Origin of the sequence: Pseudomonas graminis (assembly GCF_004364335.1) — a bacterium.
Taxonomy (GTDB): domain Bacteria; phylum Pseudomonadota; class Gammaproteobacteria; order Pseudomonadales; family Pseudomonadaceae; genus Aquipseudomonas; species Aquipseudomonas graminis_D.
Genome location: NZ_SOCR01000011.1, coordinates 40,322 through 53,855, shown reverse-complemented (window position 1 = coordinate 53,855; position 13,534 = coordinate 40,322). Strand labels below are relative to the sequence as shown.

Annotated in this window: 12 protein-coding genes; 9 read left to right on the top strand and 3 right to left on the bottom strand. The window is 60.9% G+C overall.

Annotated features, from left to right (window positions below; translation table 11 throughout):
- The first annotated feature begins 3 nt into the window (after positions 1–3).
- The 9 genes from ispG to EC919_RS27460 all read left to right on the top strand — a co-directional run bounded on the left by ispG (position 4) and on the right by EC919_RS27460 (position 8,948).
- Positions 4–1,113, top strand: a complete 1,110-nt coding sequence (ispG, locus tag EC919_RS20580) for a flavodoxin-dependent (E)-4-hydroxy-3-methylbut-2-enyl-diphosphate synthase (RefSeq protein WP_133776197.1) — start codon at positions 4–6, stop codon at positions 1,111–1,113.
- Between the two features lie 21 nt (positions 1,114–1,134).
- On the top strand, positions 1,135–2,424 hold the full coding sequence (gene hisS / locus EC919_RS20575) for a histidine--tRNA ligase (RefSeq protein ID WP_133776196.1): 1,290 nt from the start codon (positions 1,135–1,137) through the stop codon (positions 2,422–2,424).
- A gap of 38 nt (positions 2,425–2,462) precedes the next feature.
- Positions 2,463–3,104, top strand: coding sequence for a tetratricopeptide repeat protein (locus EC919_RS20570; protein WP_133776195.1), 642 nt, complete (start codon positions 2,463–2,465; stop codon positions 3,102–3,104).
- Entirely contained in the window at positions 3,097–4,248 is a 1,152-nt protein-coding gene (bamB, locus tag EC919_RS20565) for an outer membrane protein assembly factor BamB (protein ID WP_133776194.1), read from the top strand. Before EC919_RS20570 ends, bamB begins: the two co-directional genes overlap by 8 nt.
- Positions 4,249–4,397: 149 nt before the next feature.
- Positions 4,398–5,870: a ribosome biogenesis GTPase Der gene (gene der / locus EC919_RS20560; protein WP_065990003.1), complete on the top strand. Its 1,473-nt coding sequence runs from the start codon at positions 4,398–4,400 to the stop codon at positions 5,868–5,870.
- 118 nt (positions 5,871–5,988) lie between these two features.
- Positions 5,989–7,137 (top strand): pyridoxal phosphate-dependent aminotransferase, encoded by a 1,149-nt coding sequence (locus EC919_RS20555; RefSeq protein ID WP_133776193.1) that lies wholly within the window; start codon positions 5,989–5,991, stop codon positions 7,135–7,137.
- The gene (locus tag EC919_RS20550) at positions 7,125–7,916 is read left to right on the top strand and encodes an amidohydrolase (RefSeq protein WP_133776192.1); all 792 of its coding nucleotides are present in this window, start codon (positions 7,125–7,127) and stop codon (positions 7,914–7,916) included. The genes EC919_RS20555 and EC919_RS20550 overlap by 13 nt, the downstream gene beginning before the upstream one ends.
- Positions 7,917–7,974: 58 nt before the next feature.
- The gene (locus tag EC919_RS20545) at positions 7,975–8,415 is read left to right on the top strand and encodes a hypothetical protein (RefSeq protein WP_133776191.1); all 441 of its coding nucleotides are present in this window, start codon (positions 7,975–7,977) and stop codon (positions 8,413–8,415) included.
- Between the two features lie 125 nt (positions 8,416–8,540).
- A complete protein-coding gene (locus tag EC919_RS27460) occupies positions 8,541–8,948 on the top strand; it encodes a hypothetical protein (RefSeq protein ID WP_243842303.1) in 408 nt (135 codons plus the stop codon).
- A gap of 64 nt (positions 8,949–9,012) precedes the next feature.
- Here EC919_RS27460 and leuA read toward each other — a convergent pair whose 3' ends face one another.
- From leuA to xseA, 3 genes are all read right to left on the bottom strand, one after another.
- Complete coding sequence (leuA, locus tag EC919_RS20535; protein ID WP_133776190.1) at positions 9,013–10,698, bottom strand: 2-isopropylmalate synthase; 1,686 nt, start codon at positions 10,696–10,698, stop codon at positions 9,013–9,015.
- A 459-nt stretch (positions 10,699–11,157) separates the two neighbouring features.
- Entirely contained in the window at positions 11,158–12,000 is an 843-nt protein-coding gene (locus tag EC919_RS20530; protein WP_133776189.1) for a peptidoglycan DD-metalloendopeptidase family protein, read from the bottom strand.
- A gap of 3 nt (positions 12,001–12,003) precedes the next feature.
- Positions 12,004–13,383 carry an exodeoxyribonuclease VII large subunit gene (gene xseA / locus EC919_RS20525; RefSeq protein WP_133776188.1) on the bottom strand — a complete coding sequence of 460 codons (1,380 nt, stop codon included), beginning with the start codon at positions 13,381–13,383 and terminating at the stop codon, positions 12,004–12,006.
- Positions 13,384–13,534 lie beyond the last annotated feature (151 nt).

The following is a 13,534-nucleotide window of genomic DNA, read 5'->3' as shown; positions in this document are numbered from 1 at the left end:
GTCATGCACGGCGAATCTCCGATCAAACGTCGCGAATCTCGTAAAATCTGGGTCGGCTCGGTGCCGGTCGGTGGCGATGCCCCGATCGCAGTGCAGAGCATGACCAACAGCGACACCAATGACGTCGCGGCCACTGTGGCTCAGATCAACCGTCTGGAAGCCGCCGGCGTGGACATCGTCCGCGTATCGGTCCCCGACATGGACGCTGCCGAGGCCTTTGGCCGTATCAAGCAGCTGGTCAAGGTCCCGCTGGTCGCTGACATCCACTTCGATTATAAAATCGCCCTGCGCGTTGCCGAACTGGGCGTCGATTGCCTGCGGATCAACCCGGGCAATATCGGCCGCGAAGACCGCGTCCGCGCGGTGGTGGAAGCGGCCCGTGACCGCGGCATTCCGATCCGTATCGGCGTCAACGCCGGTTCGCTGGAAAAAGACCTGCAGAAGAAGTACGGCGAGCCCACGCCGGCTGCGTTGGTCGAGTCTGCGCTGCGTCACGTCGAGCATCTGGATCGTCTGGATTTCCAGGACTTCAAAGTCAGCGTCAAGGCCTCCGACGTGTTCATGGCGGTCGAGGCTTATCGCCTCCTGGCCAAACAAATCATTCAGCCGTTGCACCTGGGTATCACTGAAGCAGGCGGTTTGCGCTCGGGCACAGTGAAATCGGCCGTCGGCCTAGGTATGCTGCTGGCCGAAGGGATCGGCGATACCATTCGTATTTCGCTGGCTGCCGATCCGGTGGAAGAAGTGAAGGTCGGTTACGACATCCTCAAGTCGCTGCGCCTGCGTTCCCGTGGCATCAACTTCATCGCCTGCCCGAGTTGCTCGCGGCAGAATTTCGATGTGGTCAAGACCATGAACGAGCTGGAAGGGCGCCTTGAAGATTTGCTGGTCCCGCTGGATGTCGCGGTAATCGGCTGCGTGGTGAACGGTCCCGGCGAGGCGAAAGAAGCCCACGTCGGTCTGACCGGTGGCACGCCGAACCTGATCTACATCGACGGCAAGCCGGCGCAAAAGCTGACAAATGATAATCTGGTGGATCAGCTTGAACGCTTGATCCGTCAGAGAGCGGCCGAAAAGGTCGAGGCCGACGCAGCGCTGATCGCGCGCGGCTAACCCAGTTTCCAAGGAATATTTGTGAGTAAGTCTCTGCAAGCCATTCGTGGCATGAACGACATCCTGCCGGATCAGACGCCGCTGTGGCGCTATTTCGAAGGCACCGTATCGCGTTTGCTGGATAACTACGGTTATCGCCAGATCCGCATGCCGATCGTCGAGTTCACCGACCTGTTCAAGCGCTCCATCGGCGAAGTCACCGACATCGTCGAGAAAGAGATGTACACGTTCGCCGACCGCAATGGCGATTCGCTGACCCTGCGCCCTGAAGGCACAGCGGCCTGCGTGCGTGCGGTCCTTGAGCACGGCATCACCGGCGGCGGTCAGGTGCAGAAGCTTTGGTACATCGGCCCGATGTTCCGTCACGAGCGTCCGCAAAAAGGCCGTTATCGTCAGTTTCACCAGATCGGTGTCGAGGTGTTCAACCTCGATGGTCCGGACATCGACGCCGAGCTGATTGTCCTGACCTGGCGCCTGTGGGGCCTGTTGGGCATCCGCAATGCGGTCAAACTGGAACTCAACAGCCTGGGCACCAGTGAAGCGCGCGGCCGTTATCGTGAAGCGCTGGTCGAGTATCTCTCGGCGCGTCACGAGCAACTGGACGAAGACAGCCAGCGCCGCCTGAAGACCAACCCGCTGCGTGTGCTCGACACCAAACACCCTGAAACCCAAGCGGTATTGGTCGATGCACCCAAGCTGGCAGATTACCTGGACGACGAATCCCGGGTTCACTTCGAAGGCCTGAAGGCGCGTCTCGACGCGGCGGGCATTCCGTACGTGATCAACCCGAAGCTGGTCCGCGGCCTGGATTACTACAGCAAGACCGTATTCGAGTGGGTCACTGACCAGCTCGGCGCTCAGGGCACTGTCTGTGCGGGCGGCCGTTACGACGGTCTGGTCGAGCAGATGGGCGGCAAGCCGACCTCGGGCGTGGGCTTTGCCATGGGTATCGAGCGTCTGGTGCTGCTGCTGGAAACCCTCGAGCAGATTCCCGAAGAGATCGCTCGTACGGTCGACGTTTACGTCTGCGCATTCGGCGAGGCCGCCGAACTGGCAGCACTGACGCTGTCCGAGCGCTTGCGCGATCAGGCGCCGAACCTGCGTCTGCAAGTCAATGCCGGGGCTGGCAGCTTCAAGAGCCAGTTCAAGAAGGCCGACAAGAGCGGCGCGTTGTACGCGTTGATCCTTGGCGACGAAGAGCTTGCGCGCAAGGAAGTGGGCGTCAAGCCGCTGCGTGGTCAGGGCGAGCAACAGAATATTGCCTGGGATGCTCTGTCCGAGCACCTGGCCACCTGCATCCCGCAGGGTTGAAGCAGATAAAAGCCGATTTAGCGAATAGGAGTATTGGGGTGTCGAGTACCGATGATGATGAGCTGGTTGCCGTAAAGGACTGGTGGCAGCGTAACGGCAAGCCTCTGCTGACCGGCGGCCTGCTGGCGGTGATCGTGGTGTTGGGCTGGCAAGGCTGGCAGCACTATCAGAACAACCAGGCGCAAGGTGGTTCGGCGCTGTATCAGCAATTGCTGGAAACCGCACTGACGCCCAGCGGCCAGGCCGATGCAGGCCGAGTGGCCGAGATCGCCGGTAAGCTGAAGAGCGAATTCGGCGGCACCGCGTACGCTCAGTACGGCAGTCTGTTCGTGGCCAAAGTGGCTGTGGACACGGGCAAGCTGGACGATGCCGCGAACGAACTGAAATCCGTGACCGACAAGCCGGTCAACGCGACCTTGGGTGAGATCGCCCGTCAGCGTCTGGCTCGCGTGCTCGCTGCACAGAACAAGGCTGAAGACGCGCTGAAGCTGCTCGACGGTCAGGCCGACAAGTCCTTCGCGGCCAGCCGTGAAGAGCTGCGCGGCGACCTGCTGGTTCAGCTGGGTCGCACCGATGATGCCTATGCTGCGTACAAAAAGGCCAAGGCGGCGCTTTCCGAAGAAGCGGCTGTTGGCGGTCTGCAAATGAAGCTCGACGACCTGGCGAAAGGGGATGCGTGACGTGATTCGTTGGAAACATGCAGCATTGCTGGCTCTGGCCATTCTGGCCGCGGGTTGCAGCAGCAACAGCAAGAAAGAGCTGCCTCCGGCAGAACTCGTCGACTTCAAACAGGAAGTGACCCTGCAGAAGTTGTGGAGCCGCTCCGTCGGTGACGGTCAGGGCGACATCTACAACATGCTGGTTCCGGCCATCGACGGCGAGAACATCTACGCTGCCGATGCGAACGGTCTGGTCATGGCGATCAATCGCAGCAACGGCGACGTGGTCTGGAAAAAAGAACTTGATCAACCGGTCTCCGGCGCCGTCGGCGTAGGTTTTGGTCTGGTCATGCTCGGCACGTTGCGTGGCGAAGTCATCGTTCTTGACGAAGCGACCGGCGAGCAGAAGTGGAAAGCCAAGGCGACCAGTGAAGTGCTGTCCGCTCCGGCCACCAACGGCAGCGTTGTGGTTGCCCAGACCCAGGATGACCGGGTTATCGGTTATGACGCCGTCACCGGTGATCAGCGCTGGATCTACGAGAGCAGCCCTGCTGTTCTGACACTGCGTGGCACCGGTGCACCGATTGCCACCCCTGCGCTGGCCATTGCAGGTTTGTCGACCGGTAAGGTCGTGGCGCTGGACATCAACAACGGCGTCCCGGCCTGGGAGCAGCGCGTTGCCGTTCCGACGGGGCGTTCCGAACTGGATCGCGTGGTCGACATCGACGGCGGCTTGCTGTTGTCCGGCAACACGCTGTATGTCGCGACCTATCAGGGCCGCGTAGCCGGTCTGGAACTTCAGAGCGGTCGTGTGCTGTGGCAGCGTGATGCCTCCAGCTATTCGGGTGTGGCGCAAGGCTTCGGCAGCGTTTACGTCTCGCTGGCCAACGGTACCGTGGAGGGCATCGATGAGCGCTCTTCCACCGGTCTGTGGAGCAACGACTCGCTGGCCCGTCGCCAACTTGGTGCGCCGGAAGTGTTCTCCAGCTACGTCGCGGTGGGTGACATGGAAGGTTATCTGCACCTGCTGAGTCAGGTCGACGGCCATTTCGTCGCCCGTGAAAAGATTGACAGCGATGGCCTGCGGGCTCGCCCGCTGGTCTCCGGCAGCACCATTTACGTCTTCGGCAACAGCGGCAAGCTGGAAGCGCTGACGATCAAGTAGTGGCTGTCTATGCTTGGGGAGGTCGTGTTTCGGCTTCCCCGGGCGGCCCCGCTTTTATGGGGCCTGCGACGTTTCGGCGTTGCTCCGAACTCCGGCCGCTGCCTTGCAGCGGCTTTTGTATTTTCTGAAATAACGAAGTGGAGAGCCGCATGGTTCCCGTAATCGCCCTGGTGGGTCGACCGAACGTCGGCAAGTCCACCTTGTTCAACCGCCTGACCAGGACTCGCGACGCCATCGTCGGCGACTTGTCCGGTCTGACCCGTGATCGCCAATACGGTGAGGCCAAGTGGCAAGGGCGCTCCTACATCCTGATCGACACCGGCGGTATCTCCGGTGACGAACACGGCATGGACGAAAAAATGGCCGAGCAGTCGCTGCTGGCCATCGAAGAAGCCGATGTCGTGTTGTTCCTTGTTGACGCCAAAGCAGGCTTCACAGCCGCCGACCAGATGATTGGCGAGCACCTGCGCAAGCGCAACAAGACGTCCTACGTCGTTGCCAACAAGGTCGACAACATCGACCCTGACATGGCCCGCGCCGAGTTTGCACCGCTGGGCATGGGTGACGCGATTCCGGTCGCCGGCGCCCACGGTCGAGGCATCACGCAGATGCTCGAAATCGCCCTGCGCGATTTCCCGAAAGACGCTGACGAAGTCGAAGAAGGCGAAGAAGAGGAAGTTGTCGCCGAAGGTCAGGAAGCCAAGCGCATTCCGGGCCCAAGCGAGAAGGACGGCATCAAGATCGCCATCATCGGTCGCCCTAACGTCGGCAAGTCGACGCTGGTCAACCGCATGCTCGGTGAAGACCGCGTTATCGTCTACGACGAGCCCGGTACCACCCGCGACAGCATTTACATCCCGTTCGAACGCAACGAGGAAAAGTACACGCTGATCGACACTGCCGGTGTACGCAAGCGCGGCAAGATCCACGAAGAAGTTGAAAAGTTCTCTGTGGTGAAAACCCTGCAGGCGATCAAAGACGCCAACGTAGTGATCTTCGTGATGGACGCCCGTGAAGGCGTCGTCGACCACGACCTCAACCTGCTGGGCTTTGCCCTTGAGTCCGGTCGAGCCCTGGTCATCGCGCTGAACAAGTGGGATGGCATGGTGCCGAGCGAGCGCGACTACGTGAAGGTCGAGCTGGAGCGTCGGTTGTTCTTCGTCGACTTCGCCGACATCCACTTCATCTCGGCGCTTCACGGCACGGGCGTGGGCAACCTGTATCAGTCGGTGCAGAACTCGTTCAAATCCGCTGTGACCCGTTGGCCGACCAGCCGCCTGACCCAGATTCTGGAAGACGCGGTCAGCGAGCATGCTCCGCCGATGGTGGGCAGCCGCCGCATCAAGCTGCGTTACGCCCACTTGGGTGGCGCGAACCCGCCGTTGATCGTGATCCACGGTAACCAGGTCGAGAAAGTACCGAAGTCGTACGTCCGGTATCTCGAGAACACCTATCGCCGTGTGCTCAAGCTGGTCGGTACGCCGATCCGCATCGAGTTCAAGGGCGGCGAGAACCCGTATGAAGGCAACAAGAACACGCTGACCGACCGCCAGGTCAACAAGAAGCGCCGGATGATGTCGCACCACAAGAAAGCCGACAAAAAGCGCCGCGACAAGCGCTGATCGTGTAAAGGTCTTTCTCGGAAAAGGCGCCAGTGGCGCCTTTTTTTGTGCGCGACATCTGGGCTATTCTGCGAGTCCCCGAGCCCTCCAGGTGTCGGGAGTGGAGCAGGAAAACCCCATGATCACCAGCAAACTGCCGAACGTTGGCACCACCATTTTTACTGTGATGTCTCAGCTTGCCGCCGAAACCGGGGCGATCAATCTGTCTCAGGGTTTTCCCGATTTCGATGGGCCCGACGCACTGCGTGAAGCCCTTTGCCGCCGCGTGATGGACGGCAACAATCAATACGCGCCAATGGCTGGCCTGCCGGCATTGCGCGAGCAGGTTGCCGCCAAAATCTCCCGATGCTACGGCCGTCAGGTCGGCGTCGACAGCGAAATCACCATCACCCCCGGCGCCACCCACGCCATCTTCTGCGCCATTCAAACCGTCGTGAGTACCGGCGATGAAGTCATCGTTTTCGACCCGTGCTACGACAGTTATGCCCCTTCGGTGGAACTGGCCGGCGGGCGCACCGTGCATGTGCAACTCAAGGACGGTGACTTCGCCATCGACTGGGAAAAGCTCAGCGCCGCCTTGAGCCCTCGCACACGCATGATCGTCATCAACACCCCGCACAACCCCAGCGGCGCGCTGATCACCCGCGAAGAACTGGATCGCCTGGCTGCATTGATTCGTGACCGGGACATCTACGTGCTCAGCGACGAGGTCTATGAACACCTGGTCTTCGACGGCCTGCAGCACGCCAGCGTGTTGGCCCATGACGAACTCTATCAACGCGCCTTTGTGGTCAGTTCGTTCGGCAAGACCTACCACGTCACCGGCTGGAAAACCGGCTACCTCGTTGCGCCGCCGGCACTGACCGCTGAGGCGCGGAAGATCCATCAGTTCGTCGCATTCTGCGGCGTCACACCGCTGCAGTGGGCGCTGGCTGATTTCATGGCGTCGCACCCTGAGCACGTCGACGAACTGCCGGCGTTCTATCAGGCCAAACGCGACTATTTCTGCGATCGCCTGGAAGCCTCGCGCTTCACCTTCACGCGGGCCAGCGGCACCTACTTTCAGCTCGTCGATTACTCGCAGATCCGCCCGGACCTCAATGACGTCGACATGTCGCTGTGGATGACCCGCGAACATGGCGTGGCGAGCATTCCGATTTCTGTTTTCTATCAGAGTCCGCCTGAAGGTCAGCGGCTGATCCGGCTGTGCTTTCCCAAGCGTGAGGAGACGCTGCGTTTGGCGGCGGAAAAACTATGCGCGATCTGAGTACGCTGCCCAACCTGAACATCGCGCTGGTCCAGACCACGCTGGTCTGGCACGACGCCCCGGCGAACCATGCCCACTTCGAAGAGTTGCTGGCTCAGGCCAAGGGCGCGGATCTGGTGATCCTGCCGGAGATGTTCACCACCGGCTTTACCATGGAGTCCGAAATCCTGGCCGAGCCCGAAGAGGGCCCGACGGCCCGGTGGATACTGGCCCAGGCCAGGCAACTGGATGCCGTGGTGACCGGCAGCGTGATCATTCGCGCCGCTGACGGCAGCCATCGCAATCGCCTGCTGTGGGCGCGACCGGACGGCGAGCTGCTGCACTACGACAAGCGCCATCTGTTCAGAATGGCCGGCGAGCACGAGCATTACAGCCCGGGCGAGCGCCAGGTGCAATTCGAACTCAAGGGCTGGCGGATTCGTCCTCTGATCTGCTACGACCTGCGTTTTCCGGTGTGGAGCCGTGACGCCCATAACACCGATCTGTTGCTCTATACCGCCAACTGGCCGGGCGCGCGCCGTCTGCACTGGAACCGCTTGCTGCCGGCGAGGGCCATCGAAAACCTGTGTTACGTCGCGGCAGTGAATCGCGTCGGGATCGATGGCAAGGGCTTTGCGTACACAGGTGACAGCCAGGTGCTGGACTTCCAGGGCGAGAGCTTGCTGAACATCGGCGAGGCCGATGGCGTGTTCCAAGTCAGCCTGTCCGCGCAGAGTCTCGCGGCGTACCGCGAGAAATTTCCGGCTTGTCTCGACGCTGATACATTCGAGATACAGTAATGTCATGGAGTTGAGGGGGGAGGGGTCGATAGCGGTTGTACCCAGACAGGAGATCGGTATGACCACCATCAGTACATCCTCATTGAGTTCGTATTCCACCAGCTTTACCGTCGCGGTCAAGAAAGACGCCACCACCGCGGCGGCTGACAGCGACACCTCCACCACCACAGATGCCACTTCGGCGTCTGCGTCGACGACAGCGACTGCAGCCGGTGGCGCGGGCGGTGCCGGTGGGGCAGGCGGGGCGTCTGATTCTTCCAGCACCAGCGAACAGGCCATCGCCAAGCTGGAAGAGCAGATCAAGGAAACCCAGAAGCGCTTGCAGGAGCAGCAACAGCAACTGGCTGCCGCTCAGGCGAGCTCCGGCTCCGACGAAGAAAAATCGGCGCGGGTGATGGCCATACAAGGGCAGATCTCGTCGACCACCGCCAGCCTGTCCACGGAGCAGGCGGCGCTTTTGCAACTGCAGAAGTCCGGCAGCATCAACACCACTGCCTGATTCACTGATTCCGAGAAAAGACGCTCCATGACTTCGGTCGTGGGGCGTTTGTGCGTCTGCAATAAATTCGACTTCAGATTTTTGTACGATTGCCGATACAAAGTGCACCTCATAAGGAGTTCATCATGACAACCATCAACACCAGCTCGTTGGGTGCTTACTCCAGCGTGTTCACGGCTGCCGTCAAAACCGACGACTCCACCAAGAGCGATGCCAAGACCGCCAGCGTCGAGTTGCGTGGCAACGTCTATGGGGACCCTCAAGCGACGGGTGCCGGCAAGGCAGGTGCGGCGTCGAGCCCTCAGGACCAGGCGATCCAGCAACTGCAAGAGCAGATCAAGGAGACCCAGAAGATTTTGCTACAGCAGCAGGCTCAGCTGGCCGCCGCTCAGAACAGCAAAGCGTCGGATGAGGAGAAATCTGCCCAGGTCATGGCTATCCAGCAGCAGATTTCCGGGACCATGGCTCAGTTGAACGCTCAGCAGGGCGCGCTGCTGAACCTGATGAAAGGCACGGTCAGCACAACGGCCTGATTATCAGCGTCAAAACAAAAGGCCCTGAAGCTTGCACTTCAGGGCCTTTTTGTATCGCAGTGGATTACGCCGCTTTGGTGGCTTCTTCAGCCTGCAGCACGCCACGGTTGAGGGCGCTGAACAGGGCTTTGAAGCTGGCCGTGGTGATGTTCTCATCGATACCGACGCCGTGTACCGCGCGGTCGCCATTCACGCGCAGCTCGATGTAGGCAGCGGCTTTGGCCGTGGTGCCTGCGCCAATGGCGTGCTCGTTGTAGTCCATGATCTCGACCGGTACCGGCAGGCCGGCGACCAATGCTTCCAGCGCGCCATTGCCCGTGCCTTTCCAGCGCAGGTTGCTCTCGCTGTCACCCTTGCCGGTCACTTCCACTTCCACGGCGCTGTTGCCGTTCTCTTCCTGCAAGCGGTGGCTGACCAATGCGTACGGCTTGTTGGCTTGCAGGTATTCACGCTTGAACAGCGAGTAGATCTGCTGAGCCGTCATTTCCAGGCCCAGACGATCGGTCTCGCCCTGAACCACCTGGCTGAACTCGATCTGCATGCGACGCGGCAGGGAAATGCCGTATTCCTGTTCGAGCAGGTAAGTGATCCCGCCCTTGCCGGACTGGCTGTTGACGCGGATGACCGCCTCGTAGCTGCGACCAATGTCGGCCGGGTCGATTGGCAAATAAGGCACTTCCCACATTGTGCCGTCCTTCTGCTGGGTGAAGCCCTTGCGGATCGCATCCTGGTGGGAGCCGGAGAACGCGGTATGCACCAGGTCGCCGACATACGGGTGACGCGGGTGCACCGGAATCTGGTTGCACTCCTCGACCACCTTGCGCACGCCGTCGATGTCGGAGAAGTCCAGCTGCGGATTCAGGCCCTGGGTGTACATGTTCAGCGCGACGGTCACGAGGTCGACATTGCCGGTGCGCTCGCCGTTTCCGAACAGGCAGCCTTCAACACGATCCGCGCCGGCCATCAGGCCCAACTCTGTCGCGGCGACGCCGGTGCCACGGTCGTTGTGGGTGTGCAGGCTGATGATCACGCTGTCACGACGGGAAATGTTGCGGCAGAACCATTCGATCTGGTCGGCGTAAATGTTCGGGGTGGCGACTTCGACAGTCGCTGGCAGATTGAGGATCACCTTGTTCTGCGGCGTCGCGTTCCACACTTCGATAACGGCGTCGCAGACTTCCTTGGCGAACTCCAGCTCGGTGGCGCTGAAGGTTTCAGGCGAGTACTCGAACTGCCATTGGGTTTCCGGCTGCTGGGCGGCGTATTTGACGAACAGCTGAGCGGCATTCACGGCGATGGCTTTCACGCCCGCTTTGTCCTGGTTGAAGACGATGCGGCGGAAGGACGGGCAGGTGGCGTTGTACAGGTGCACGATGGCTTTCTTCGCACCGCGCAGGGATTCGAACGTCCGCGCGATCAGGTCTTCGCGAGCCTGGGTCAGCACCTGAATGGTGGTGTCGTCCGGGATGTGGCCGTCTTCGATGAGCGTGCGCACGAAGTCGAAATCAGTTTGCGACGCGGACGGGAAGGAGGCTTCGATTTCCTTCACGCCCACTTGCACGAGGGTCTTCCAGAAACGCAGTTTCTTGACCGCATCCATGGGCTCGATCAGGGACTGGTTACCGTCACGCAAGTCGGAACTGCACCAGATCGGCGCCGCAGTGATGGTCTTGGAAGGCCAGGTGCGGTCAGGCAGGTCGATGACAGGAAAGGCGCGGTACTTCGTCGAGGGATCTTTGAGCATGGTCATGTGAATAATCCTTGTTGTACTCAGGGCCGAAAGAAGGCGGCCAGCCGGTAGATGCGAGAGTAGCACTGCGGGATGAGCGTCGAGGCACCGCGTTCAGCTTTGCAGTCGTGCGCTGACGAGGCAGAGGCAGCGATGTTGACGCATCAGAATGAGGGTGTGAGAGGTTTTCATGTCGCCAAACGTAACCAATGGGGTGAAAGCTGGCAAGCGGTTGGGAAAAATTGAGAGAAGTTACTGCTATAAGCCTAAGGTTGAGATGTTATTGCCGTATTTCGAGGACCTGCGCGATTAAATTGCCGTCACGGTTGGGTCTGAGTGTATCGGCTGTCATGGTAGGACCGGCTTCAGCCGGGAAGGGGCCAGAATTTACACCATCAGAGTTGCGGTGTTGCGCCTGATGCCTTCCCGGCTAAAGCCGGTCCTACAGGGGTCCTGCAGGGTTAATAAAGCGATCGTGCGCTACGGCTGAAACGCATTAATGAAAATCGCCGGGTCCACCCGCGCGTCATTCAGGCTCACGTTCCAATGCATATGCGGCCCCGTCGCGCGGCCAGTCGAACCCACCCGTCCCACTACGCCACCGCGCGGCACGGCATCGCCGACTTTCACGTCGATCTTCGACATGTGGCAGAACATGCTGATAAAACCCTGCCCGTGATCGACGAACACCGTGTTGCCATTGAAGAAGTAATTGCCGATCAGAATCACCTTGCCTGCTGCCGGCGACTTGATAGGCGTCCCGGCAGGGACTGCGAAGTCCAGTCCGGCGTGAGGGTTACGCTCCTCACCGTTGAAAAAGCGCCGGACACCGAATTTGCTCGAGAGCGGCCCGTCCACCGGCTTGTCCAGCAAAAGGTTGCTCGGCGTCACGGGACTGAACGTGCGGTAGGCGCGGACCTGCACGTCGAGTTCCTGCTCGATGCGCTTCAAGTCGTCTGGGTTCGGATTGACCTGACGCTGGTTCTTCAGGGTAATCCGTTGCTCCGGGTACTTCTTGTTGCCCACCACGAAAGGCAGGTTGCGGCCGCTGCTGCTGACCTGCTGAGGACTGCCCGGCTTGATGCTCAGCGGAATCCCGACAATGGCCAGCCAGCGAGCGTCCTGATCCTTGACCACCAGCACCGGCTTACCCTGCCAGGTGGCTTTCGGCGCTTGCGCGGCGGGGCCGAGGTCGACCACCGCCACGCCGCCCGGCACCGGCTTGTTGAGCAGGCGGGAAAGGTAGCTGTCAGCGCAGGCCGGCAGGGCAACGCAAAAGACCAAGGTAACAGTAGCCAACGAACGGTATAGAAAAGGCAGCATCGATCAATCCAGAAGTGAAAGGGTGACAGGCGTCAGATGATTGTCTTCGACGCGCACTTGCAGCTCACCGTCCGCCAGCTTTGCCGTCAGGCGCTGACCCTGATGAGTCTGCTCGGCAGCGCGAATGGCCCTGCCGCGTTCATCCAGCAAAATACTGTAACCACGGCCAAGGGTCGCCAGCGGGCTGACCACGTTGAGCGTCTGCACCTGACTTTGCAGCTGCAGGCGACGGCTTTTGAGATTTTCCTTGATCGCACGGGGCAGCCGCTCGGCCAACACCGCCAGGCGCTGACGCAGAAACATCAGCGTGCGTCCCGGATGTTGCGCGGCCAGGCGGCTTTCCAGATGGCTCATGCGCACCTGTCGCTTGTGCATCTGCTGCTCAAAGGCGCGGCGCATGCGCATGTCCAGGTCGTCGAGGCGCTGGGCCCGCTGGCGCAGGCGCTCGCCGGGGTGACGCAAGCGGCGGGAAATACCGTCCAGGCGCAATTGCTCGCGCATCAGCCGATCCTGCATACGGCTGATCAGCCGGCGCTCCAGGCTGTCGACGCGGCGCTGCAAGTCGCTTGAATCCGGCGCCAGCAGTTCAGCCGCGGCGGAGGGGGTCGGGGCGCGCACGTCGGCAACGAAGTCACTGATCGAGACATCGGTTTCGTGCCCGACCGCGCTGACGATCGGCGTCACGCACGCATCAATGGCGCGGGCGACGGCTTCCTCATTGAAGCACCAGAGGTCCTCCAGCGAGCCGCCGCCCCTGGCGAGGATCAACGCATCGAAGCCCCTTCCATCCGCGAGCTTCAGGGCACGGACAATCTGGCCGATGGCTTCGCGGCCCTGCACGGCGGTGGGAATCAGGGTGAGTTCAACCTGGGGCGCGCGACGCCGGAATACGCTGATGATGTCGCGAATCACCGCGCCGGTCGGGGAACTGATGATGCCGATGCGCTTGGGGTGCAGGGGCAGGGCGACCTTGCGCTCGGCGCTGAACAACCCTTCGGCGCTGAGCTTTTCTTTCAGCGCATCGAAAGCCAGACGCAGCGCGCCGTCGCCAGCAGGCTCGACGGTGTCGAGAATCAGCTGATAGTCGCCGCGACCCTCAAACAGCGAAACTTTGCCGCGCACCTTGACCGCCAGACCGTCCTTCAGCGCCTGGCGCACCCGCGCTGCGTTGCTGCGAAACAGCGCGCATCGCACTTGGGCACCGGAGTCCTTCAGCGTGAAGTAAACGTGCCCTGAGGCGGGCCTTGAGAGGTTGGAAATCTCGCCCTCGACCCAGATGCTGGAAAACACATCTTCCAGCAGCACGCGTGCGCGGCCGTTGAGCTGGCTGACAGTGAGGACGTCTCGGTCAAGGCCGAGTCTTGCGAAGGGGTCTTTGATCATGGCGGCATCATAAAGGCATTGGGGCACGGGTCACCAGATGAGATCGCTGACGGCACGCGCCAAGATAGCGCCCAAATCCGAGGTGTTATAGGCGTGCGTACTTCTACCGGCTGCGCAGCCATCGTAAAAACAGGCGACGCTGTTCGCTGAC

Coding starts and splice junctions, on each gene's coding strand:
- ispG (WP_133776197.1), top strand. CDS start 4: ATGCACGGCGAATCTCCGATCAAACGTCGCGAATCTCGTAAAATCTGG.
- bamB (WP_133776194.1), top strand. CDS start 3,097: ATGCGTGACGTGATTCGTTGGAAACATGCAGCATTGCTGGCTCTGGCC.
- der (WP_065990003.1), top strand. CDS start 4,398: ATGGTTCCCGTAATCGCCCTGGTGGGTCGACCGAACGTCGGCAAGTCC.
- EC919_RS20555 (WP_133776193.1), top strand. CDS start 5,989: ATGATCACCAGCAAACTGCCGAACGTTGGCACCACCATTTTTACTGTG.
- EC919_RS20550 (WP_133776192.1), top strand. CDS start 7,125: ATGCGCGATCTGAGTACGCTGCCCAACCTGAACATCGCGCTGGTCCAG.
- EC919_RS20545 (WP_133776191.1), top strand. CDS start 7,975: ATGACCACCATCAGTACATCCTCATTGAGTTCGTATTCCACCAGCTTT.
- EC919_RS27460 (WP_243842303.1), top strand. CDS start 8,541: ATGACAACCATCAACACCAGCTCGTTGGGTGCTTACTCCAGCGTGTTC.
- leuA (WP_133776190.1), bottom strand. CDS start 10,698: ATGACCATGCTCAAAGATCCCTCGACGAAGTACCGCGCCTTTCCTGTC.
- EC919_RS20530 (WP_133776189.1), bottom strand. CDS start 12,000: ATGCTGCCTTTTCTATACCGTTCGTTGGCTACTGTTACCTTGGTCTTT.
- xseA (WP_133776188.1), bottom strand. CDS start 13,383: ATGATCAAAGACCCCTTCGCAAGACTCGGCCTTGACCGAGACGTCCTC.